This is a genomic window from Cardinium endosymbiont of Sogatella furcifera (genome assembly GCF_003351905.1).
In the GTDB taxonomy this organism is placed as follows: Bacteria; Bacteroidota; Bacteroidia; order Cytophagales; family Amoebophilaceae; genus Cardinium.
The window spans coordinates 1079847-1103593 of the sequence record NZ_CP022339.1 but is presented as its reverse complement, the minus strand read 5'-3'; the positions used below and the strand labels follow the sequence as shown (position 1 = coordinate 1103593).

The 23747-nt window shown below is 34.5% G+C and carries 19 protein-coding genes and 5 pseudogenes; 12 read left to right on the top strand and 12 right to left on the bottom strand.

The genetic code is table 11. From position 1 onward, the window contains the following. Nucleotides 1–334: 334 nt before the first annotated feature. The 4 genes and pseudogenes from CE557_RS05315 to bioB all read right to left on the bottom strand — a co-directional run bounded on the left by CE557_RS05315 (nt 335) and on the right by bioB (nt 4140). Nucleotides 335–604 carry an IS66 family transposase gene (locus tag CE557_RS05315; RefSeq protein ID WP_420888371.1) on the bottom strand — a complete coding sequence of 90 codons (270 nt, stop codon included), beginning with the start codon at nt 602–604 and terminating at the stop codon, nt 335–337. Nucleotides 605–668: 64 nt separating this feature from the next. Continuing rightward, nucleotides 669–1292, bottom strand: a pseudogene (locus tag CE557_RS05310) (DUF6444 domain-containing protein); the annotation flags it as partial. A gap of 346 nt (nt 1293–1638) precedes the next feature. Next, nucleotides 1639–3087, bottom strand: a pseudogene (sufB, locus tag CE557_RS04950) (Fe-S cluster assembly protein SufB). Nucleotides 3088–3180: 93 nt separating this feature from the next. Next, entirely contained in the window at nt 3181–4140 is a 960-nt protein-coding gene (bioB, locus tag CE557_RS04945) for a biotin synthase BioB (protein ID WP_114910446.1), read from the bottom strand. Nucleotides 4141–4193: 53 nt separating this feature from the next. On the opposite strand from bioB, the gene CE557_RS04940 reads away from it, so the two are divergent. From CE557_RS04940 to CE557_RS04910, 7 genes are all read left to right on the top strand, one after another. Beyond that, complete coding sequence (locus CE557_RS04940; RefSeq protein ID WP_114910445.1) at nt 4194–5330, top strand: aminotransferase class I/II-fold pyridoxal phosphate-dependent enzyme; 1137 nt, start codon at nt 4194–4196, stop codon at nt 5328–5330. Further along, on the top strand, nt 5327–5974 hold the full coding sequence (locus CE557_RS04935; protein ID WP_114910444.1) for an alpha/beta fold hydrolase: 648 nt from the start codon (nt 5327–5329) through the stop codon (nt 5972–5974). The genes CE557_RS04940 and CE557_RS04935 overlap by 4 nt, the downstream gene beginning before the upstream one ends. Beyond that, nucleotides 5943–6686: a methyltransferase domain-containing protein gene (locus CE557_RS04930; protein WP_114910443.1), complete on the top strand. Its 744-nt coding sequence runs from the start codon at nt 5943–5945 to the stop codon at nt 6684–6686. The genes CE557_RS04935 and CE557_RS04930 overlap by 32 nt, the downstream gene beginning before the upstream one ends. Continuing rightward, nucleotides 6683–7297 (top strand): dethiobiotin synthase, encoded by a 615-nt coding sequence (gene bioD / locus CE557_RS04925; RefSeq protein WP_114910442.1) that lies wholly within the window; start codon nt 6683–6685, stop codon nt 7295–7297. Before CE557_RS04930 ends, bioD begins: the two co-directional genes overlap by 4 nt. Continuing rightward, a complete protein-coding gene (bioA, locus tag CE557_RS04920; protein WP_114910441.1) occupies nt 7294–8577 on the top strand; it encodes an adenosylmethionine--8-amino-7-oxononanoate transaminase in 1284 nt (427 codons plus the stop codon). The genes bioD and bioA overlap by 4 nt, the downstream gene beginning before the upstream one ends. A gap of 359 nt (nt 8578–8936) precedes the next feature. Then, entirely contained in the window at nt 8937–9482 is a 546-nt protein-coding gene (locus CE557_RS04915) for an integrase core domain-containing protein (protein WP_223245901.1), read from the top strand. 299 nt (nt 9483–9781) lie between these two features. After that, nucleotides 9782–11008, top strand: coding sequence for an IS256 family transposase (locus CE557_RS04910; RefSeq protein ID WP_162790027.1), 1227 nt, complete (start codon nt 9782–9784; stop codon nt 11006–11008). 18 nt (nt 11009–11026) lie between these two features. Here CE557_RS04910 and CE557_RS04905 read toward each other — a convergent pair whose 3' ends face one another. Further along, nucleotides 11027–11431, bottom strand: coding sequence for a VOC family protein (locus tag CE557_RS04905; protein WP_114910440.1), 405 nt, complete (start codon nt 11429–11431; stop codon nt 11027–11029). 349 nt (nt 11432–11780) lie between these two features. On the opposite strand from CE557_RS04905, the gene CE557_RS04900 reads away from it, so the two are divergent. Beyond that, a complete protein-coding gene (locus tag CE557_RS04900; protein WP_114910439.1) occupies nt 11781–12278 on the top strand; it encodes an ABC transporter transmembrane domain-containing protein in 498 nt (165 codons plus the stop codon). Here the strand turns inward: CE557_RS04900 and CE557_RS04895 are convergent. Further along, nucleotides 12259–13484, bottom strand: a pseudogene (locus CE557_RS04895) (IS256 family transposase). The gene CE557_RS04900 and the pseudogene CE557_RS04895 sit on opposite strands and share 20 nt — an antisense overlap. Before the next feature lie 403 nt (nt 13485–13887). Here CE557_RS04895 and CE557_RS04890 point away from each other — a divergent pair. Next, nucleotides 13888–14583, top strand: coding sequence for an SMI1/KNR4 family protein (locus CE557_RS04890; protein ID WP_162790024.1), 696 nt, complete (start codon nt 13888–13890; stop codon nt 14581–14583). Between the two features lie 71 nt (nt 14584–14654). Continuing rightward, entirely contained in the window at nt 14655–15596 is a 942-nt protein-coding gene (locus CE557_RS04885; RefSeq protein WP_114910437.1) for a hypothetical protein, read from the top strand. A 232-nt stretch (nt 15597–15828) separates the two neighbouring features. Here CE557_RS04885 and CE557_RS04880 read toward each other — a convergent pair. Continuing rightward, nucleotides 15829–16350 (bottom strand): annotated as a pseudogene (locus CE557_RS04880) (integrase core domain-containing protein); the annotation flags it as partial. Between the two features lie 872 nt (nt 16351–17222). Next, nucleotides 17223–17585: a recombinase family protein gene (locus tag CE557_RS04870; protein ID WP_255410642.1), complete on the bottom strand. Its 363-nt coding sequence runs from the start codon at nt 17583–17585 to the stop codon at nt 17223–17225. A gap of 185 nt (nt 17586–17770) precedes the next feature. Between CE557_RS04870 and CE557_RS04865 the strand changes: the two genes are divergently transcribed. Beyond that, nucleotides 17771–20764, top strand: coding sequence for a Tn3 family transposase (locus CE557_RS04865; RefSeq protein WP_114910436.1), 2994 nt, complete (start codon nt 17771–17773; stop codon nt 20762–20764). Here CE557_RS04865 and CE557_RS04860 read toward each other — a convergent pair. The 3 genes and pseudogenes from CE557_RS04860 to CE557_RS04850 form a co-directional block, all read right to left on the bottom strand. Further along, nucleotides 20747–21016 (bottom strand): annotated as a pseudogene (locus CE557_RS04860) (IS481 family transposase); the annotation flags it as partial. The gene CE557_RS04865 and the pseudogene CE557_RS04860 sit on opposite strands and share 18 nt — an antisense overlap. A gap of 95 nt (nt 21017–21111) precedes the next feature. Further along, nucleotides 21112–21363: a hypothetical protein gene (locus tag CE557_RS04855; protein WP_114910435.1), complete on the bottom strand. Its 252-nt coding sequence runs from the start codon at nt 21361–21363 to the stop codon at nt 21112–21114. Between the two features lie 55 nt (nt 21364–21418). After that, nucleotides 21419–21964 carry a ParA family protein gene (locus CE557_RS04850; RefSeq protein ID WP_114910434.1) on the bottom strand — a complete coding sequence of 182 codons (546 nt, stop codon included), beginning with the start codon at nt 21962–21964 and terminating at the stop codon, nt 21419–21421. Nucleotides 21965–22487: 523 nt separating this feature from the next. On the opposite strand from CE557_RS04850, the gene CE557_RS04845 reads away from it, so the two are divergent. Next, complete coding sequence (locus CE557_RS04845) at nt 22488–23375, top strand: Rpn family recombination-promoting nuclease/putative transposase (RefSeq protein WP_223245899.1); 888 nt, start codon at nt 22488–22490, stop codon at nt 23373–23375. A 6-nt stretch (nt 23376–23381) separates the two neighbouring features. Here the strand turns inward: CE557_RS04845 and CE557_RS04840 are convergent, their stop codons facing one another. Then, on the bottom strand, nt 23382–23747 hold the full coding sequence (locus tag CE557_RS04840; protein WP_162790023.1) for a hypothetical protein: 366 nt from the start codon (nt 23745–23747) through the stop codon (nt 23382–23384).

The following is a 23747-nucleotide window of genomic DNA, read 5'->3' as shown; positions in this document are numbered from 1 at the left end:
AGAATCTATTACCCCGTTCTGATTGAGTAAAGTATGAGTTTTTACGATAAACCACGTAGTGTCTGATTTGCCTCTCAGCCAAGTTATTAGTCAAAGGAATGTTTACCGGGTCCTGATAAAATTTCCATAACATAGGCTCTGCTCGCATTATATTTCTGGCTACACGATTAGCGTGCACAGCACCTGCTACCCTAGCAATAGCTTTTAAGCCATACCAGGTCTGTTTGCGCAATTTTCTAATGCGCCTTAAAAAAGGAAGTAACTCAATAGAATGATTCAAAAAGGATCGATGTAAAGCAAATAATTCACTGGCTATCTGTTTTAAGGAATAGCCTTATACTTTAACACCTCTATGGAAACTATGGGAAAACCTCTCAAAATCTCTAGCTATATGTGACCAACAAAGTTGCCTATGGGTGGGTGGAAAGTAATTGTAAACTGCGTATCTATCACTGATCACAATGTGATCTTTAGGATTCAGTCCACTACTTTCTAAAACTTTTCGGCTTCTGGAAGTAGTGAGCTTAAGGAGGCTGGCCATAACGTTAGTAAACATCCAACCCCAATTTAGTTTACCATTATTATTGTGCCCCGTTTCGTCTATATGCAGTACTTTACTTTGCTTAATGGTTTCTTCTATAGCTTGGTAAGCTGTTTTGCATTTTGAATGCTACCCTAGCCTCGCTATTAGAGATACTACCCAGACTGATATCTAGATTAAAGATATCTTGTAATATACAAGCTACCTCTCGTTTAGAGTTTTTATAAAAGCCAGTCAAAGCGCCTATCACTGATTTGATTTTAGGACCAAAGGCATCTGAGGTAACACCCTTAGGAAGTCTAGCAGTGTAGCGTTTCCCGCATTTTCTACAGCGACCATGCTCCATATGATAACTGATTACATGCGGCTTAATATCGGGTAAATCTACTTTTTGATGAATATAAGGCTTGGAAGATATCGCTACATGACCACCACAGGAACATGAACCTGAAATAGACAACTCGATAACCTCATCTGCTACCATCTTACCACGAGCAGCACCTGAGTGACCAGGTTGACCGCCTCGTTTACGAGTACTTTTTACTTTATTCCGTTTTATTTTGTATAGCTCTTTGGAGGTAGGAATCGAGGAGTTCTTAGAGGTCAAACCTAGCTTGTATTTTAGCTTAGAAATTTCTTCAGTTAAAGCTTTATTGGTTGCTGTTAAGGAGGTAGTTGCTTCCTTTAAGGATCTATTTTCTGCCGTTAGTAGGTCGATCTTTAAAGTAAATAAATCAGTCAATACATCAATCTCTGCCTTTAGTTGGCGAATTTCTGATTGTAAGCTGTTAACTAGAGATCCAAGACCTTCCATGGAGATGTATAAGTATTGATAAATAATAACTAAACCTAGCAAATTATTGCTCATTTAACAACTTTTATTACCATAGTCGTGAACGGAAACAAAATATCAGAGATTGCTACAGTATGTACTGCTTATAAAGGTCTAAATAATATCCTTTTTTAGGGTCCTTGACCTAGCCTATTAAGGCAATATCACATTGTCTTATCACATTATCTTATGGAAAACAATATAATTTTTTATTCTCTGATAGAAAATTTCATAAAATTTTTCGGTAGTACTAGTTACATAACCCCTACCCAACACTGCCTTCTAAAGTAAGCGACAATAGTTTTTGGGCTTCTACAGCAAACTCCATAGGCAACTGATTAAGTACTTCCTTGCAGTAACCATTGACAATAAGTGCAATTGCGTTTTCATGATCAATACCATGTTGATTGCAATAAAACAATTGGTCTTCACTAATTTTAGAAGTAGTGGCTTCATGGGCCACCTGCCCGGTTGGGTTTTTTACTTCTATATAAGGAAAAGTATGAGCACCACAATTATTGCCCATCAATAAAGAGTCACACTGAGAAAAGTTAGTAGCATGCGCAGCTCCAGATGTGAGCTTAACCAAATCCCTATAACTATTATTGGATTAGCCAGCTGCAATACCCTTGGCTACAATTCGGCTCTTGGTATGTTTACCTAAGTGAATCATTTTCGTTCCCGTATCTGCTTGCTGTTTATTCTTAGTAACCGCTACAGAATAAAATTCACCTACCGAATGGTCTCCCATTAAAATACAACTGGGATACTTCCAAGTAATAGCTGATCCTGTTTCTACTTGTGTCCAAGAAATTTTAGCATGCGCGCCCGCACAAAGGCCTCTTTTGGTTACAAAATTATAGACCCCACCTACCCCATCCTTATTACCTGGATACCAATTTTGCACAGTAGCATATTTTACATGCGCCCCTTTTTCAGCATAAATCTCTACTACAGCAGCATGTAATTGGTGTTCATCCCGCATAGGGGCGGTACACCCTTCTAAATAGCTAACATAAGCATCTTCTTCTGCTACAATTAAAGTCCGTTCAAATTGCCCCGTATTGGTGGCATTGATGCGAAAATAAGTGGAAAGCTCCATAGGACAATGGACACCTTTGGGAATATAGCAAAAGGAACCATCACTAAATACAGACATATTCAGGGTAGCAAAATAATTATCGGTCATGGGTACTACCTTACCTAAATACTTTTGAACTAAATCAGAGTGCTTTTGAACCGCTTCACTAAAGGAACAAAAAATAATTCCTAGTTTATTTAACGTATCTTTAAAAGTAGTGGCCACGGAAACACTATCCAATACAACATCCATAGCTACACCAGTTAACCTTTTTTGTTCTTCTAGAGAGATACCGAGCCTCTTGAATGTAGCTAGTAATTCAGGATCAGCTTCTTCTAAAGAACTCAGTTGTACTTTTTGCTTAGGAGCAGCATAATAAATGATATTCTGATAGTCTATAGGTGGATAGCTAACTTTTGCCCAGGTCGGTTCTTTGAGTTTAGATAAATGACGAAAGGCTTGTAAACGACGGGTTAGAAGCCAATCAGGTTCTTCTTTTTTATATGAGATCAAACGAATCGTATCCTCTGTTAAACCTTTTGGAATGGTATCTACAGAAATATTACTTTCAAAGCCATACTCATAATCGGAATCAGTAATCTTTTGTAAGATATCTTCTGCCTTTTTTTCCATAATACACGAAACGATATACCTTAGGCATTTTGGTTTTTAAAATATGATTTTTTATAAACGTGAAACAAGATTTAACTGTTATTGCTTACAAAATTAGATAGAAATAGATGACTCGTTATGCAACTTTTTTAGGCCTAATCTTTGTAATAAAAATTCATCTTGTTCAGGTACCGGATTTTGAGCGGTTAGTAGCTTTTCACCATAAAAAATTGAATTAGCTCCAGCAAGGAAACATAGAGCTTGCAGCTCATCTGACATTTTTTCTCTCCCAGCTGATAAACGAATATAAGATGTGGGCATTATGATTCTAGCTATTGCAATAGTACGGACAAAATCAAACGGATCGACATCAGCTACATGTTCAAGAGGAGTGCCAGGAATTTTCATCAGCATATTAATTGGTACTGATTCTGGTGGTTCCTCCATGTTAGCAAGAAGGATCAACATTTTTATTCGATCTTGATTAGTTTCTCCCATGCCAAGGATACCACCACAACAAACCTTGATACCAGCACTACGTACATGCTCCAATGTATCTAAACGATCTTTAAAAGTACGTGTTGTTATAATTTTATCGTAATACTCTTGAGATGTATCAACATTATGATTGTAAAAATCTAAACCAGCCTCTTTAAGCATATTAGCTTGGTAGTCTTTCAATAACCCAAGTGTGACACATGTCTCAACACCTAGTTTTTTTACTTCTCTAACCATTTCGCAAACAATTTTTAAATCTTGATCGCGTGGTCCACGCCAAGCTGCACCCATACAGAAACGAGTACTACCAGCTTCTTTTGCACGTTTGGCTGCTTCAATTACTTCTGAAATTTTTGATAAAGGCTCTTTTTTTAATCCAGTATCGTAGTGTGCTGACTGGGGACAGTAAGAGCAATTTTCAGGACAACTACCTGTTTTAATGCTCAAAAGTGTACTAATCTGTACTTCATGACCATTAAAACGTGTTCTATGTACTCCTTGTGCTGTATAAATCAACTCGGGAAATGGAAGACTAAAAATTTTGTCTATTTCAGAAAGAATCCATTTTTTTTTCATTAGTTTTAAATTTTACTTAGGTATAGGTAAGTTGGGTAAATAAAAAATTAATTATGTACAAAGAATACTACAAACATCTTGATGAATTAAAAGCTAAAGAAAAATATAGACAGTTACAATCAGATTTGGATAAAAATTTTATTGATTTTTCTAGTAATGATTATTTTGGATTAAGCAAGTCAAAAGTGGTATTAAAAGTAGCAAAATCTGCTGGAAAACAGTTTGGAGTAGGATCTACTGGTTCTCGTTTACTATCTGGTAATAGACCAATATTTGAAGATCTTGAAAGTAAGATTGCTCAAGACAAAAAAACTGAGTCAGCTCTTATTTTAAACTCTGGTTTTCAATCTAATGTAACAGTTCTTGCAAGTTTATTAGATCAGGCAATATTAGGCCATAAACCTATGGTTTTTTTCGACAAATTAAATCATGCAAGTTTATATCAAGCTATATTTTTAAGTGATGCTGAGCTTATACGATACCATCATAATGACATGAATCACTTAAGTAAATTATTGACAAAATTCAAAGATCAAAAAAGGAAAAAGTTTATTGTTACTGAAACTATTTTTGGTATGGATGGAGATGTTATACCAATAGATGAAATCTTTAGGCTCAGTAAAGAACATGATGCTTTTTTATACTTAGATGAAGCACATGCAACGGGTGTTATCGGTGATGATGGATACGGCTTATCTACTAACATTAATCTTAATGAAATTCCCCACTTAGTTTTAGGTACTTTTAGTAAAGCGTTGGGGTGCTTCGGAGCATATGTTTGTTGCTCTAATATTATAAAGCATTACCTTATCAACAAATGTTCAGGGTTTATCTACTCAACTTCTCTTTCGCCAATGATAATTGGTGCAGCAGCTAAGGCTTGGGACTTAATAAAAGATCTCACTGATCAACGTCAAGCTTTAGCTTGTAAGGCCGAAAAGTTGAGGAATAATCTACAAAGACTTGGATTTAATATAGGTAATTCGGTTACACATATTATACCAATCATTCTAGGTAATGAAACTAGTACAATCCATGCGAAAGCAAAGCTTTTAAAACACGGATTGATTGTTTCTGTTATACGTCCACCTACTGTTCCTCCTGGTACAGCAAGATTACGGATTGCACTTAATGTAAGTCACACTGAGATCCACTTAGATCATTTAATAGATGCTCTTAAGAAGATATGAAACCCTGCTTTATATTTTGTCACGGTTGGGGATTTGACCACAAGTTTTTTGAGCCTCTTATAAAAGAATATTTTTCAAATCTTTGCTGCTATTGCTTAGACCTTGGTTATTTTGGAAAAGAAAACTTAAGATTACCAAGTAACAATACACTGATTGGTGTTGGCCATTCTCTTGGATTTATAAAATTAATCTCATTAAAGGTAAAATTCACAGCTCTTATTGGGATACACGCTTTTATTAATTTTTTAGGATTTGATTCAGAATTACATAAAAAAAGAAAATTAGAACTTAAAACAATGATAAAGCACTTTCAGATAACCCCCATAGATACGCTAGCATCTTTCCATAAACGTTGTGGCATAAATTATGACATTTCTAACTGTCTTAATAAAATTAAATTAATGAAAGATTTAGAGTTGCTGACTGCAGCATATCCTTTGCCGGATATACCACTATTAATAATAGGTTCAAAAAATGATACGATTGTACCTACAGAGCTTGTATTTGACAATTTTAGTAAGTACGTTAGGGTTGTAGTGCACAATGAAGGTTATCATTCCTTAGGCTTATATGGACGTCATTTTGTACATGAACAAATTATAAGTTTTGTAGATGGTATTTCAGAAAGCACACATAAAGAGTAATTTTGACAGAGCAAGCTCATCCTATGATTCTGTTGCTTCAATTCAAAAAAAATGTGCCATAGAGCTGGTTAATTATTTAAAAAAGTACGCTGCTACGTTCTATCCAGATTCTATTTTAGACCTGGGTACAGGTACTGGATATATTCCAAAAATATTGTCTTGTTATTTTCCTGAAAGCCAATTCACTATAAATGACCTATCACCCAATATGCTTGCTCAAGCAAAAAAGAAACTGGAAAATAAAAAAGTCGAATTTATTTTAGGTGATATGGAAATACAGAATTTTGATTTTCATGATCTTGTTATCTCGAATCTAGCACTTCAATGGGTAAACGACCATAATAAAGTAATAAAAAAGTTTTATGAACACTCACGTATTTTTGCTTTTTCGTCTCTACTGGATGGTACATTTAGTGAATGGTCTAAAATTTTTATAGAGTCCTCACTACCTACACCAACCCATCAGTACCCATCTAGACAAGCATTAGAGGATTATTTACTTTCCTTAACCCCAAGTAAGTGCTTTTTCAATTCACAGGAATTTCATCTAGCATTTTCAAACTCAAGTAGCTTTATAAAATACCTAAATAATTTAGGAGCAAACTATAGCAACCAGCAAATTCTGGTAAGTGATTTAAAGAAGATTATTAAAACTTATACAGATAAAATTAACATCACCTACAAAGTATTTTTTGGAATTTTAAGCAAATGAAAATATTTGTAACAGGAACAGATACAGATGTTGGTAAGACTATTATAAGTAGCTGGCTTTGCTTACATACTGGTTACCATTATTTCAAACCTATTCAAACCGGAAGTACTTTAGGTACAGATAGTCATGAAGTGAATAAGTTAACAGGTACTAATGTTTATAAAGAAGATTTTCTTTTTGAAAAAGAATCATCCCCTCATTTGGCAGCATCAATTGAATGCAGGAAGATTGATATCGAAGAGATAACTTTACCTAAAGTAAGCAACTTAATTATAGAAGGGGCTGGAGGAATTCTTGTTCCAATTAATGAGACTATATTTATGGTCGATCTAATTAAGAAGTGTGCTACACCAGTAATCTTAGTTGCTCGGTCTACGATCGGTACAATTAATCATACATTACTAAGTTTAGAAGCATTACGTGCAAGAAATATCAGCATACTAGGGATAATTTTAAATGGGCAATATAATAAGGATAATCTTAAAGCAATAGAATTTTATGGTAAAGTGAAGGTATTAGCATCAATTCCTACACTGCAGCATATAAGCAAAGAGAACTTAATAAAAGTTCCATTTTTAGTTGAATTACAAACAATTTTTAATATTATATGAATCTAAATGAGCGTGATAAAAAAATTATATGGCATCCATTTACACAAGAAAAGATAGCTGAACATCGAATTGCAATTAAAAGAGCATATGGATCATATATTTATGATGAGCAAAACAAGCCATATCTAGATCTCATCTCTAGTTGGTGGGTAAATCTACATGGTCATGCGCATCCTGATATTGCTAAAGCTATATATAACCAAAGTATCAGTCTAGAACATGTGATTTTTGCTGGATTTACCCATGAGCCTGCTGTCAAACTTTGTGAAAAATTACATTCTTTATTACCAGGGCTCTCTAAGTTCTTTTTTTCAGATAATGGTTCTACTGCCGTTGAAGTAGCACTAAAAATGGCTTACCAGTACTGGCGCAACCAGGGTGATCTTAAAAGAACTATATTTTTAAGTTTTAATGGTGGATATCATGGCGATACATTTGGTGCAATGAGTATAGGTTTAAAATCTGGTTTTCATGATATATTCTCAGATTTATTTTTCTCGGTTTTGACAATTCCTTTTCCTGAAACTTGGGATCGAGATGAAGAAATACAGAATAAGGAAACTTATGCACTTACAGCACTAGAGCACCACTTAAATAATAGTGCTGATAAAATTGCTGCATTAATTGTAGAACGTTTAATACAGGGAGCAAACGGGATGAAAATGTGTCGTCCAGAGTTTGTTAAAAAAGTGGTTAGTTTAGTACGTAGGTATGAAATTTTGGTAATTTTTGATGAGGTAATGACTGGTTTTGGACGTACTGGTACTTACTTCTCTTTTGAACAAGTTAAAATTATACCCGATTTTTTATGTCTTGCTAAAGGATTAACAGGAGGCTTTTTACCGCTTGCTTTAACAGTTACTACTGAGAAAGTTTATTCAGCGTTTTTGGACGAGAAATTCAACAAAGCTTTTGCTCATGGTCATTCTTATACTGCCAATCCTTTAGGTTGTGCAGCAGCACTTGCTTCCTTAGACTTATTACTTAAACAAAGTACTATGGAATCCATTCAGGCAATCAATAATGCACATAGAAAAGGCTTAGCAGATTTACCAGCAAGACAAAGACGTGTCACTGGTACAATAGCAGCGTTTGATGTTCATGAGGCACAAACCTTAAAAAGAAAATGCTTAGAACAGGGACTTTTAATCAGACCTCTTGGTAATTCTGTTTATCTATTACCACCTTATTCAACAAACACCTCCGAACTCGAGGAGGCTTATGATAAAATTAGAAATATCCTTAAATCCATATACCCAGGCCGTTGCAATACCAAATAAAAATCTAAAAAAAATAGGTAAAAGTCTATCCAAAAGTTAGTTGGACCATCGGGCTTGAATGAACATAAAGTATAATGGACTGAAAAAATCGGACAAAAAAAATGATAATTTGTTTCTGTATATTTTAGTTTAATCATGTGTAAAATACAGTTATCAAATGGTCAGAAATAAGATTAGAAATTTTAGTTCGGAAGAAAAGACTAAAATAATATTAGCTTTACTAAAAGAAGATTTAACGCTAGTTTAGTTATCGTCCAAGTATGGTGTCACTAGTAAAACTATTCAAAATTGGAAACGTCAGTTTTTAGAAAATGCTTCAGTAGCCTTTGATCCATCCAAAGTTGTTAGCGTTTATAAGGATGAAATACAGACTCTTAAGCATCAAAATGATGAACTTTGCTAAAGCCTTAGGCAAGGCTACAGTTGAGCGAGATTGGGTAGTGGGAAAGCTAAAGAGCTTGGATTTATTAAGTAAGAAAAGTCTTGTCAGATCCAAGCTTCCCAACTTACCCAAGGCAAGACAATGTGTGTTATTATCGATAAATCGCTCTTTAATATATTACAAATATAATTGTAATTCAGATTTTTTAAAAAAACAGATTCAGTTTATAGGGAACACCCCGAATATGGTTATCGATATATATACAATCAATTCAGCTATTATAACTGGCATAGTAAAGCCATTAAAAAATCATAATATTAAAATCTCCATGAATGGCAGGGGTAGAAGTATTGATAATATTGTGATGGAAAGATTTTTTAGAACGCTAAAATATAATTGCATCATTATAAATGATTTTAAAAATATTAAAGCGCTAAAAGCGGGAATTAACAGTTACATTACCAAGTATAATTATCAAAGATTTCATTCTAGCATTAATTATCAAAAACCTATGAATGTCTAGCTTAGGTATTTAAAAAATGGGGGCTAGCAAATGGGAAAAAGTAGGAAACAAAATTTATAAAAATTTATCCTAATAAATGGGTCTTTGTGTTTAAGCGTTAAAATCTAAGGAAATATACAACCTAAATAATATTTACACGCACTATGTTAATAAGCAAATTTTTTGTGATAAAAATATTTCGTTGTTAAGGTTTATTTTGATTGAGATGTGGAGGAAGTGTTCGATGAACTGTGTCAATTCCTAAAAGAGTTATAAATTAAATAATTAACGACTAAAGGTTTTTAGACATGGAAGAGCATATGAACAATGATTACGTTGGTTTAGTAGATTATAAAGATTTGGAGGAAAACATTTTGTCCTCTATCCGTTTAGGTAAGCCATTGACAGGCAAAGGTGGGGCATTAACCCCTCTGATAAAAAAGCTTCTAGAGGCGAGTCTAGAAGGTGAGATGGCCCATCATTTGTCTAGTGAGAGGATAGTAAATAATCGAAGGAATGGTAAAAGTTGTAAAACTTTTCGTACAAGCTCTGGTTCCTTTGACTTGGTAACCCCTAGAGATAGAACAGGTAGTTTCGATCCACAAATAGTTAAAAAGCGTCAAACAAATCTTCATCCTGAACTGGAAACCAAGATTTTAAGCATGTTTTCTAGTGGTATGAGCTATAAGTCTATAGCCGCTCATATTGAAGAAATCTATGATCATAAAGTATCAGCTGCTGAAATATCGGCTATTACAGATAGCTTATTGCCAGTAATAAATGAATGGCGTAACCGTCCTCTTCAATCGGTCTACCCCATAGTTTTTATGGATGGTATGTTTTTTAAGGTTAAAGAAGATGGGAAATGTGTAAGTAAATGTCTGTATACCTTATTAGGCATAGATCAAGAGGGTAAAAAAGAAGTGTTAGGCTTCTATTTATCTGAAAGTGAGGGAGCTAATTTCTGGTTAGGTGTACTCAACGAGCTTAAGGCAAGGGGTGTAGAAGATATCCTTATTGCCTGTGTTGATGGACTAAAAAGCTTCCCTGCAGCCATTAATAACGCTTTTCCCAATGCACAGGTGCAGGTCTGTGTAGTACACCAGATACGCAATTCCATCAAGTATGTAGCTAGCAAAGATGTAAAACGTTTTTTAACTGATTTAAAGCAAGTATATCAAGCTTCAAATAAGGAAGTTGCAGAACATTATCTATTGGAATTAGAAGAAAAATGGGGAGAAAAGTATCCAATGGTTATCAAATCTTGGCAAAACAACTGGGAGCATTTGTCTGGTTACTTTAAATATTCAGATCCTGTCAGAAGGCTAATTTATACGACCAATCCAATAGAAAGCCTCCATAGACAAATTAGACAGTTTACCAAAACAAAAGGGGCATTTACCAGTGTCAATGCTTTGTATAAATCAGTATATTGCGCTATCAAGAAGATGGAGGATAAATGGACTATGCCGCTCAGAAACTGGGCACTGACCATATCTCAGATAGACATCTTTTTTCCTGGAAGAGTCAAATCTGAGTTGACGTGAAGCCCGAAACTGACACAGTTAATTGAACACTTCCCCATATGCCTCGCTAAACACATTTTTAGATAATGGAACTATAACCCTAACTCTATTATCAGTAATTAAACTTTTATAAAAAAACGCAATTTCTTTTAAATCGGCACTTTGAATACATAATGATGTATTATTACCAACTTTATATTTTTCATTAATGTCCATTATGTTTTCTGCAATCATTACTTTGGTTTTTCCAATTGATAGAACAGAATGGGCAATATAATTTTCATTTTCATTGGTAATTTGTATTGAGGGGTCTCTTTTTGCGATATCCTTGTAAGTCACAAGTAATAGTTCTTGTGCATTGAAATACTTTTTGTAGAAATATATGGCCTCTTGTGCCATGCCATTCATAGAAAGAAAAATAGCAATCTCTAGTGTCGTACTCATATTACGCATTTATATTTTTATAATTCACTATCACCTGATTGGTCAATCAGAGCGGTAACACTGCTCCCTTGCATAAGGGAATTATTGGTCAATTATAATGAGGGAATTTATTATATTGCACCCGCTATTTTATTGCCTAATACATTTTACTCAATGGTTTATCTTGTCCTCATATTGAGAAACTTATATAGATATTATATGTGAATTTAGAAAATTTCTACCGAACTCGACAATCGACTCATTTGTTAATGGACATATTTAAATACTCAAATATAAATAAAAACACATAGGATAGGAGAGCGTTGTTTAACGCAATTTTTATCCTCTAATCTCGAAATCAAGCTTTAAGATGCAACATCTATTGCCCAAGACACTCTTTCAGTTTATCTGCCATTTTTTAAGACCACATAAATCTATTGCTATTATTTATATCTTACTTGCAGTTGCTGCTGGTCTTTGGGGACCATTTAACAGCATACTGATTAAGAACGTCATTAATCTTCTGCCACATGTGCAGGATAGAGATATTTCAATTTTAACATTATCATCAAGCTTGATTGTTCTGAATTTTATCGTATTGGATAATTTTACTTGGAGAGGAGTAGGTTATATACGTTGTAAATTTATGCCTGCTATTATTAATAACATCATTGAAAAAATGATGGATCATGTGCTGGGAAAACCTCATCAGTTTTATCAGGATAATTTATCAGGAAAAATCTCAAGAAACATTACTAATTTAGCAGATGGCATTGAGCTTCTTATAAGTGGAATTACACCTAATTTTTTAAGAGGAAGTGTTCAATTAACTGTGTCAGTTTCGGGCTTCACGTCAACTCAGATTTGACTCTTCCAGGAAAAAAGATGTCTATCTGAGATATGGTCAGTGCCCAGTTTCTGAGCGGCATAGTCCATTTATCCTCCATCTTCTTGATAGCGCAATATACTGATTTATACAAAGCATTGACACTGGTAAATGCCCCTTTTGTTTTGGTAAACTGTCTAATTTGTCTATGGAGGCTTTCTATTGGATTGGTCGTATAAATTAGCCTTCTGACAGGATCTGAATATTTAAAGTAACCAGACAAATGCTCCCAGTTGTTTTGCCAAGATTTGATAACCATTGGATACTTTTCTCCCCATTTTTCTTCTAATTCCAATAGATAATGTTCTGCAACTTCCTTATTTGAAGCTTGATATACTTGCTTTAAATCAGTTAAAAAACGTTTTACATCTTTGCTAGCTACATACTTGATGGAATTGCGTATCTGGTGTACTACACAGACCTGCACCTGTGCATTGGGAAAAGCGTTATTAATGGCTGCAGGGAAGCTTTTTAGTCCATCAACACAGGCAATAAGGATATCTTCTACACCCCTTGCCTTAAGCTCGTTGAGTACACCTAACCAGAAATTAGCTCCCTCACTTTCAGATAAATAGAAGCCTAACACTTCTTTTTTACCCTCTTGATCTATGCCTAATAAGGTATACAGACATTTACTTACACATTTCCCATCTTCTTTAACCTTAAAAAACATACCATCCATAAAAACTATGGGGTAGACCGATTGAAGAGGACGGTTACGCCATTCATTTATTACTGGCAATAAGCTATCTGTAATAGCCGATATTTCAGCAGCTGATACTTTATGATCATAGATTTCTTCAATATGAGCGGCTATAGACTTATAGCTCATACCACTAGAAAACATGCTTAAAATCTTGGTTTCCAGTTCAGGATGAAGATTTGTTTGACGCTTTTTAACTATTTGTGGATCGAAACTACCTGTTCTATCTCTAGGGGTTACCAAGTCAAAGGAACCAGAGCTTGTACGAAAAGTTTTACAACTTTTACCATTCCTTCGATTATTTACTATCCTCTCACTAGACAAATGATGGGCCATCTCACCTTCTAGACTCGCCTCTAGAAGCTTTTTATCAGAGGGGTTAATGCCCCACCTTTGCCTGTCAATGGCTTACCTAAACGGATAGAGGACAAAATGTTTTCCTCCAAATCTTTATAATCTACTAAACCAACGTAATCATTGTTCATATGCTCTTCCATGTCTAAAAACCTTTAGTCGTTAATTATTTAATTTATAACTCTTTTAGGAATTGACACAGTTCATCGAACACTTCCATTTATGCCGTAATCTTAAGCCCTTTATTTGCAATGCAGGGTGTGTTAACTACTTTTTTGGATTACTTTTAGTGTTATCTCGTAGATTTTATCTATTCTATAGTAGATAAATATGAGGTATTATATCAGAATATAATGATTTTTTGGATATTATTTTGTATACTTAAAGTCTGTTTGTAATCTTAGAAAATATTGATACTAAGGTGGGCAGTAACCAAGAGTCAATAATCTCACTTTATCCAAATTAAGATTAATACATATTAAAAATTAATCTGTGTTTTGAATATCTGTTTTTTAATACAAAATTTATATAATTATGAAAACAAGGCTATTATATACTTTGAATTTATTTGCTTGTACGGGAATCGGTGCTTGTAATGGTATGAATATGAATAGAATGGATAACAAGAAACCAGTTAAACAAGAAATCAAAAAAGAACCTGGTGAGAGTAGTAAATCTGGTAAGGTATCAAGTGAAAGGCAAATACGGGTAAACGTTGTAGGACAGATTAATAACAAGATTAAAATAGAGTTAGGTTATGAATTTCCTGATGGTTATAAAAGTTTTTTACTTGAATATGATCCTTCTAGATTAGAAAGTTTAGGTCTAGGTTATCCATTTCGTATTTTTTCTTTTGAAACTCCTCAATCTGAAGAGATGATACAGCCAGTAGCACAACGTGAAGTGGATAGGTATATGGATATGTACTGTTCTTTTCCACGTAGTAGCGATGCAATAGAACAAGTTAATGTACCTTTATGTATAGCTGCTCATTCCGAAGCGCATAATTATAAGGATGGTGATGAGGATGAGGCCATGGTGTATTATTATATAGATCTTCAACCTACTCAGCATAAAGAGAGGCCTTTAAAAATTTATAGAGTACTTCGAAATAATACAGTAGAATCAATTCGTACTAGTAATATGGTTGATTTTATAGAATATTGTAAGAGAGAAAATAAAGGAATTAAAGAGTCTGAGGAGGATATGGTGAGAAGAAAGAAAAAGTAGCTGTTTTATTGGTAGTATCTTGTACATTTTATATGTATCACGTTATTTATGTTGAAATTTAAATTTAAGCAATGTTTTTATTGAAATTAAAAGTTAGTAATAAATTAAGTTGGTATATCTTTTCTTGTTTTTTGCTGTTACTTTCTGCGTGTAATTCTAGAATAGGATATAATGCATTTGACGCAATCAGCACGGATTCAGAAAGAATGAGGCATAATATAGCTAAATATCAGACTCGTTATAGTAATATAGTAGAACCTTACTGGAATAATGCTATATTAAAAGGATTCCTAACTGTTGGTAATAATCAATATGATCCAAATCAGAATAGTAACATGGAGAATGGTCTCGGGTATATATTTTTTAATAGTTTAAGAGCTAGGTTGAATAAGTCAGTGGATCATACAAATTTAAATATTTGGAATGGTGCATATCAAAATTTTGACTGCCCTAAACCATGGAAATATGAAGTTAGAACAATTAGTGGAAGGGAATATGGAGTCTTTTATTTAGACTGTGTACAGATGGGTGAGTATTTCTGTGGAGTTGATCAAATTCCTACTAGAAATTTTGATAGAATTTATAATCAAAATAGACCTAATGGTAGAGCTCCTTATATGAAAGTTTGTTATGCTGATGGTAATCAAGAAAGGTCTCGTAATTTTGTTTTGAACATTGATCATTTGCTTAAAGACAACTCATATTTGATAGAACTTCCTAAAGTTTTGCATGATTTAAAAACAGATTATTTAGATCCTTTTATTACATTTCGAACAGAGACTGATAGAAATGTTGTGTCTGCTAGTACTTATTGGAGGTCAAGGAAAGATTATATAGATATGCGGAATGATCCTCAAGGTATAGATCAATGTTTATGCCTAAGACCTTTCCAACCACCTATAGCAGGAATTATAAATGAACACATACATGATAACAACGCTAATAATGGATATTGGAAAACAAACTGGAGTTCTGATATGATGAGAGACAATGTAGTTAGACCACGCAGGTAAAGCTATGCATTTATCTTTAATTTTTATGAATGCTATTGACTAGCAAAAACGGTGTATCTATAGTATTTTACTACTCAATAGGTTTTCGATTAGCACTGGACTAACGGGCTCGAATTGAGTTAGAAAGGAAAAGATGTTAAAAATTAATTCACCTGAAGTGATTTTTTTATATCAATAGTTCCATCACATAAAGGTGTAGTAGTTAGTATTTAATCTGACAGGCAGTAAAAATTTAAGTATTAAAGTTGTCCGTTAAGTTAAACGTGTCAGTTAGGTTGTTAAGATAAGCGATTTGATTATTTTTTTCAAAGACTAATTTTTTACTATCCTCCCAAGTTTTCCTAGGTGTTTTACCATAACAATACTTTCCAGAATGTGGTCGCTCCTGATTGTAGTAATCTAACCAACTATCTAAGTCCTGTTGCAAGTCATGGAGATCCGTATAGATTTTTTTACGCATAGCTGTATCAAAGAATTCCTGTTTCATTGTTTTATTAAAACGCTCACAAAATCCATTGGTTTGTGGTGAATAGGCTTTAGTGACGGTATGTTCTATTTCTATACCTTCTATACTTAAAAACAACTCAAAAGCATGATGTTCTATTTTACCCTTATACTCAGTACCACGATCTGTTAGTATACGTAAAATAGGTATGTTTTGATCTTGATAAAAAGGCAGTATTCTATCATTTAACAGGTCGGCAGCTGTTAGGGTTGTTTTATCAGTGTAAAGTTTTGCATGAGCTACTCTAGAAGGGGTCGCCTTGGATATAGGGAATTATTGTACGTTAAGGCTGTTTTCTGTACTAAAGATGTTCTTCCTTTTCTTCCAGGTTATTGTATAAATATACCTGCTTAGCAACACTTTTTCGATATTAATTTCCCCATTTTCTAGCAATCTACTAAAAGTGCTTAGCATTACTTTTTTAATTGTTTAAAGTGTACAATCGTTGAATACGGCATACCTGCGAAGCGCTGTACCCGGTAGCTTGTGCGGTTTCATAGATACTTAGTTTTTTCACATTTCGATAGTAGACTACTTTCTGGTGTCTCTCATGATCAGGCTGCTTTCCCCGATATTTACCTTGTTCATGTGCTCTTTCAATTCCTTGTTTCTGTCGTTGCTGACGGCTCAGCCAATCCTTATACGACATTGCGGCCATTAGATCCATGAGCATATTATTGATGGCGGAAATCACAGTACGTGTTACTGGATCTCACATTCCGCACCAGAAATATAGACTTTAATAATTATTTATTACTGATTATCAGCACATTTCTAAATATTGTTTTCAGCAAGCATTTATATCATGAGATAGATTTGAATTTTTTCTATAAACTCTATCTCTAGATTTAGTTTGTAATAGGAATGAACTTCCCATTAAGTTAGTCGATACCATTTCAGCCATCCATTATGGAATAGTGGATTTGGTCTTTATAAAGTGCTTAATAAGCTATTATTTAAATGAACAAATAAAAAATATAATATTGATAGTCATTCATAAACGTTTTTTTTAGTAATTATGATGCTATCATTTTTCCTTTGTTCAACTTTAAAAAGCTAGCTTAATGAGCTATGAACCATACAAACCTTTAACCAACTAATATAAGATATTTTAACTAAAATCAAAGCATGATTTTGGTGCGAAAGGTGAGTGGATCGTTTTGTGATGTTTCTTTGTCAGACAAAGCCTGCCATGAAGTTGGTATATCCAGACTCACAATTTTCAGTTCATGGTGTTCAATCTTTTTTTTTAGTATTACCCAATCACTATTGCTCAGACGGGTCAGCCGATCTATTTGTTCGACCAGTAAGATATCATTCCGGTGACTATCCATGAGTAATCTTCCTAATTCTGGTCTATCCAATTTTGTTCCACTGATATTTTCTCGGTAATAGCTAGCGATTTTGTGTCCTCTCTCCTGAACAAACTGCTCGAGCATTTCTTGTGCTCGATCTACAAACTGATCTTCTGTTGAAGCTCTCAAATAAGCTCTGATGAACATATTCTCATGAATTTATCGTATTTAGGTTATGTCATTGAATCTATCGCATATAAGTTATTTCATTAATGGAATAGGATAACATCTTTGCTATTTCATTGAGGTATACCCTTATGAGACAAATATTTGAATGAAAATTAATCTACAAAATAATTATTAATGCAAACTATATGCCTAGGAGACAAATTCTTTCTCAATCAGAAAGAGCATCATTACTAGCTTTACCTGAGGATGAACTTACGTTGATCCGCATGACTTATTTCAGCGAACAGGATTTAGCGCTTATTAATACGCACCGCAAGCCAGCCAATAGGTTCGGTTTTTCTGTCTTGCTTTGTTATCTGAAGAACATAGGGATTATCCCAGATAAAAAATCACTACTTTCCGATTTTTTACTCAAGCATATCGCTAGCAGACTTAGTTTATCAAATGAACTTTGGAAAGATTACGCATTAGGAAGAGGCACCACTCGCAGGGAACATTTAGTAGAGATATACCGCTATCTAGGACTAAAAAAATTTACACAACAAATTCAAAATGATTGCATTGCATATTTAATTCCACTTGCAACACGCACTGACAAGGGTATTCTGCTGGCACAAGAACTTCTAAAGTATATACAGCGGAATTGCGTGATTATTCCCACTATTGATGTACTGGAGCGAACGTGCTCAAAGGCCATGGCTGCTGGTGATAAAATAGTATTCTCGGAACTGAATGCTCGGCTTATTCCAGAGCATAAAGTTATTCTAGACAACCTTCTGATTGCATCAAATAATCATCTTTCACGTCTAGCTTGGATGCTTCAACCTCCTGGTAACATTAACGGAAAAAATGTATTACAGCACATTGAACGCCTGAATACGATCGTTGCAATGGACTTACCGGTAGGGATCGGACGTTTAGTTCATCAGAATCGGTTACTGAAACTGGCCCGTGAGGGTCGGAATATGAGCAGCCGAGATTTGACTAAGTTCTCATCAAGCAGACGATACGCTATTCTGATATGTGTGATTGAAGAAGCCAGAGCTACACTTACAGATGAGATCATCGATCTGCATGAGCGTATCTTGAACAGTATGTTCAGCCGGGCTAAAAGGACTCAGGCAGAGCGACTCCAGCAGACAGGTAAACTTATCCAGTCTAAACTGTACCAGTATATTGCTGTTGGTCAGGCATTAACTGAAGCCCGTGAATCCGGAGAAGATCCATGGACTGCTATTGAACATGTTATCCCATGGCAAGAATTTATTACCAGTCTAGAAGAAACCCGTTTTTTGACCAAAAAAAGTAATTTTGATCCACTGCATATTGTTATTGAGAAATATAGTACGTTACGTAAATACGCTCCAAGAATGTTGTCTGTATTGGAACTGAATGCCGCTCCGGCTGCACAGCCACTAGCTGATGCTCTGACAGTCATCAGAGAAATGTATCATAAACAGTTACGAAAGGTTCCACCAATGGCACCGTTGGATTTTATTCCTGAAAGCTGGAGGAAAGTGATTATTGCACCCACCGGAATAAATAGACAGTACTATGAATTTTGCGCTCTTAACGAACTGAAAGGCGCGCTTCGTTCAGGGGATATCTGGGTAAAAGGTTCTCGCCGATATAAAAATTTTGACGATTACCTCATTCCTAAAAATGAGTTTGATAAGTTGATTCAGAATCATGAGTTACCACTTCCTGGCCTTTTTTATTACAGTGAATATATCGGTAATCGTCTAAAATTATTGAAATCGCGGCTCGAAGAGGTAAATGATATGGCCGTTAGTGGTAATTTACCTGATGTGGAAATATCTAACAAAGGAGTGAAGGTCACGCCATTGGATAATAGCGTTCCTGCAGAGGTTTCACCGCTAGCAGTTCTGGTTTATAGTATGCTGTCTCATCCTAAAATTACAGAAATACTTGATGAAGTAAACGACTGGACGGATTTTACTCAACATTTTTCTCATCTCAAAAATGAAGTGATTCGCCCTGATACTCGACTTCTTCTAACCACTATACTTTCAGATGGAATCAACCTAGGACTTAGTAAAATGGCAGATGTCTGTCCTGGAGTGACCAAATCTTCACTGGAAGGTATTCAGGCCTGGTATATACGTGATGAAACGTATTCAGCTGCTCTTGCTGAACTAGTTAATGCACAAGGAAAGCAACCTATGGCTATATACTGGGGTCAGGGTACTACATCATCCTCAGACGGTCAGAATTTTAAAGTGGGTAGCATAGGACGTTATGCTGGACAGGTAAACCCTAAATATGGTCAGGATCCGGGGGTTCAGTTTTACACCCATATCTCAGATCAATATAGTCCTTTTTATACCAGGGTTATCAGCCGGGTAAGGGATTCAACTCATATACTCGATGGCTTGCTGTATCACGAAAGTGATCTAGAAATCCGGGAACACTATACCGATACATCTGGTTTCACCGATCATGTATTTGCCATTATGCACCTACTTGGTTTTGAATTCTGCCCAAGAATTCGAGATCTACATGACAAACGACTTTTCATTCAAGGCAAAGCTCAACAATACACTGGACTTCAGTATATTATATCTGCAAACAGCCTGAATCTGAAAGATATCGAATCAAACTGGGATGATGTGCTTCGTCTAGCTACCTCGATCAGCCAGGGGACAGTTACTGCATCCCTAATGCTCAAGAAGTTGGCCAGTTATCCAAAACAGAACGGTCTGGCAAAAGCTCTCAGAGAAATCGGGAGAATAGAAAGAACATTATTCATGCTGAACTGGTTTCGAGATCCAGCATTGCGCCGACGTGTACAAAAAGGGCTGAATAAAGGAGAATCCCGTAATGCCCTTGCCCGTGCGGTCTTTATGCACAGGTTGGGTGAAATCAGGGACAGAAGTCTGGAAAATCAGAGCTACCGTGCCAGTGGACTAACACTGCTCACAGCTGCCATCACACTATGGAATACGGTCTACATCGAAAGAGCTGTAGACTCTCTAAAAAAACAGGGAATAAAAATCAATGATCAATTGTTATCACATCTATCTCCATTAGGATGGGAGCATATCAATTTGACAGGAGATTATATCTGGACAAGAAAGCGAAAACTAAAATCAGGTAAGTTCCGACCTCTACGACCGGCTAACATACAAAACTACAAAAACAGTCTTAACGTACAATAATTTCCCATATCCAAGGCGACCCCTAGAATAACTGTCTATAAACACTTGAGTATACACTTTACCTATACCTTTAAAGTTACCCACATAATAGGTATCTTGACAACCTAAGTAACCAGGGTGTTCTGTATCTATTTCTCCATAGGCTTCTTGTTCGTTTCTACGTTTTTCTAGGGCTGCTAGCTGCGATTCAGTCAGCACAAGCCCATCTTGAGCCATTTTAGCTTCTAAAGCTTTAAGACGTTTTTTTATATTGAAAGCGAACTAGAGAAGTTATTGTTTTTTTTGCCCAATTTTTTCGGGAAACTATACTCTTAGCGTGCTTTATTTTCCGTTTTCGTAGAATTCCCCTAAATACAATGTTTTGAGAAAAATTCTTTTAATGCTTTAGAAATGATAAATGAATTATTAATCCCTAATTCTTCTGCATATTTAGATAATTTAGCATGTAATCCTTTATCCATTTTTATAAGATATTTGCCCATGTTAGGTCTAAGTGGTCTTCCTATTTTTTTCCGTACTATAGCTTGTTCACAATGCTCTTGCAATGAAATAGAAGCCTGTTTTTGATTTATATTTTGAAATGGGTTATTTGAGCTCATATATAAAAATAGATAGATTATATCTAATGCAATGGTATTTTAATTAAATATATCTTTAGTATATATTTAATTCACTAATTAATGATTTAATCTGTTCTAATGCCTTACCAGTAATCGGTTCAGATAGTACTCTACTAAAGCTAATTAAATTAGAAAGCTCTGTTTTCGCTTTTTTTATTTCTGAATAATTAGATTCATAAAGCGCTTTAACTTCTTTATAAGTATTATTATGTGGTTTACGAATTTCATTAAAAACAATTACACCTTTTTGTGTCATGTTAAGTTTCTTTAGTTTATCCGAAAGCGCTCTTAATGCAAGTAAATCTGGGTACATAAGTTTACATGGAATCAGTATTAAATCTGCCTCTTGTATTAAGCTCTTCAAGTTACCTGTATTATAAGGTGGTGTATCGTGAAGAACGATTTTCTTTGTTATTTTTTCATAGGTTACTGGGACACGTAAACCAGTAAAGGACGAGCTTACGCGTATTGTGCCTTGGTTATCATGATCAATAATATCAGCGTCTAATAAATCTGCTAGTGCAGACACTAATGTGCTTTTTCCACACCCACCTTTTATATTTGCCACTAAAATTTGCATACAATAATATATAGTATATCTTTTATATATATAAAAGATATATGTAAAGTCTACTTTCTTACTATTAAAACTTATAATCTTTTATAGATATCCAACCATTCAATAGATACCTAACATCGAATCAATTACATATTACTAATATAGTATATCTTTTGTATATATAAAATATATACTATATTAGTAATACAAGAGTCCTAACGTTATTTATTTTGTTTTCTATTTTTAATTTTACAGATAGGGCATGATAAAATCAGATAAAAATAGCCTACCATATAGGAGTAATTATACGTAATATTGTATTATATGGATCTGATATATAGAATCTTTATTAGATCAAGCATAGTGCTTTATTTTTTCTAATTACTATTAGGAGAGTTTATATTTTTAATGCCATTTATTTTTCGTAATGTATTGATCACATGAGTGAGAAAAAAAACAAGGGAAAGGATAAAAAAGAAGGATCGGATAAGCCTCATGATACGGTCTTTAAGAACACTTTTTGCAATAAGGAAGCAAGGAAGCAATGCTAGATTTTCTATCTGCCAATCTGCCTTCCGATCTATTTATCAAAATAGATCAAGAAAATTTAGAATTGACTAATAAGAGCTTTGTGGATCCAGTGGGTAGAAGAGGAGAATCTGATTTAGTATTCAAAACCAGTATAAATGGGAAAGAAGGGTACTTATATGTACTTACCGAACACCAGTCTACAGAAGATCCATATATGCCACTAAGGTTCCTAGAATACAACGTTCAACTAATACGCCAACATTTAAAAGAGAATGGAAATGTGTCTCTTCCAGTTATCCTAAATAACTGTATATATAACGGCAATAAACCATATAAGGGTTCAAATAGTTTATTATCTATGTTCTCGGATCCTGAACTAGCTAAGTCTTGTATGTTTGACCGTTTTCATCTGGTTGATCTATATAGTACATCTGAAGATGAACTGCTTAGCTATAAAAAGGCTGCTTTTGCAGCCATGGTACTTAAACAAGGAATTTATCGTTCTTTTCATCAGTGGTTTACTGATCATATGAGATTAATTGTAGATCTCCTAGAAAAAGATTATATTGGATATGCTGATCAAGCTTTTTTGTATATTTTACAGGTGGATGACCAGCCAGATTTGTTAGAAACGATTAAAAAATCTAACCCAAAATTAAAGGAAATCGCCATGTCAGTAGCTGAAAAATTAAGGCAAGAAGGAGAGAAAAAAGGTATTAAAAAAGGGAGACAAGAAGGTATCCGAATAGGGCAAGAAAAAGGCAAGCTAGAGGGAAAACTAGAAGGAGAAGCTGAGAAAGCCTTTTCTATCGCCAAATCTATGATTTTGCGTGGCTACCCTATAGAGGATATTATTGCTCTTACTGGTTTGTCTCCATCTCGTATCCAGGAACTTGTCTAGGCATCTTTACTTACAACCATCATCTTCTATGTATTTTGGTTGAAAGATTCCAGTTCTAAAGAAATCATTATTCACCCAATATAGATCTGGATCTTTGGTTTTAGCTAATACCTTTTTAGCGCATAGTTCTACTATACCATCACAGGGATATTCCATATTGATATATATCATAAACCTATTAAACTCATTTAGCTTAAATAAGAATTTTTCTTCTTTAAATGAATGTTTGAACATTAAATACTTGATGATATTCTTAGATTTATTTGACAGTTCATCTATGAAAAACTCATCCAATTCTACCTCTGACCTGTAGTTTATGAAAGGATTTTCTGCAAATTCTTTGATTGCTTCTAGTTTGTATTTTTCTCTCAT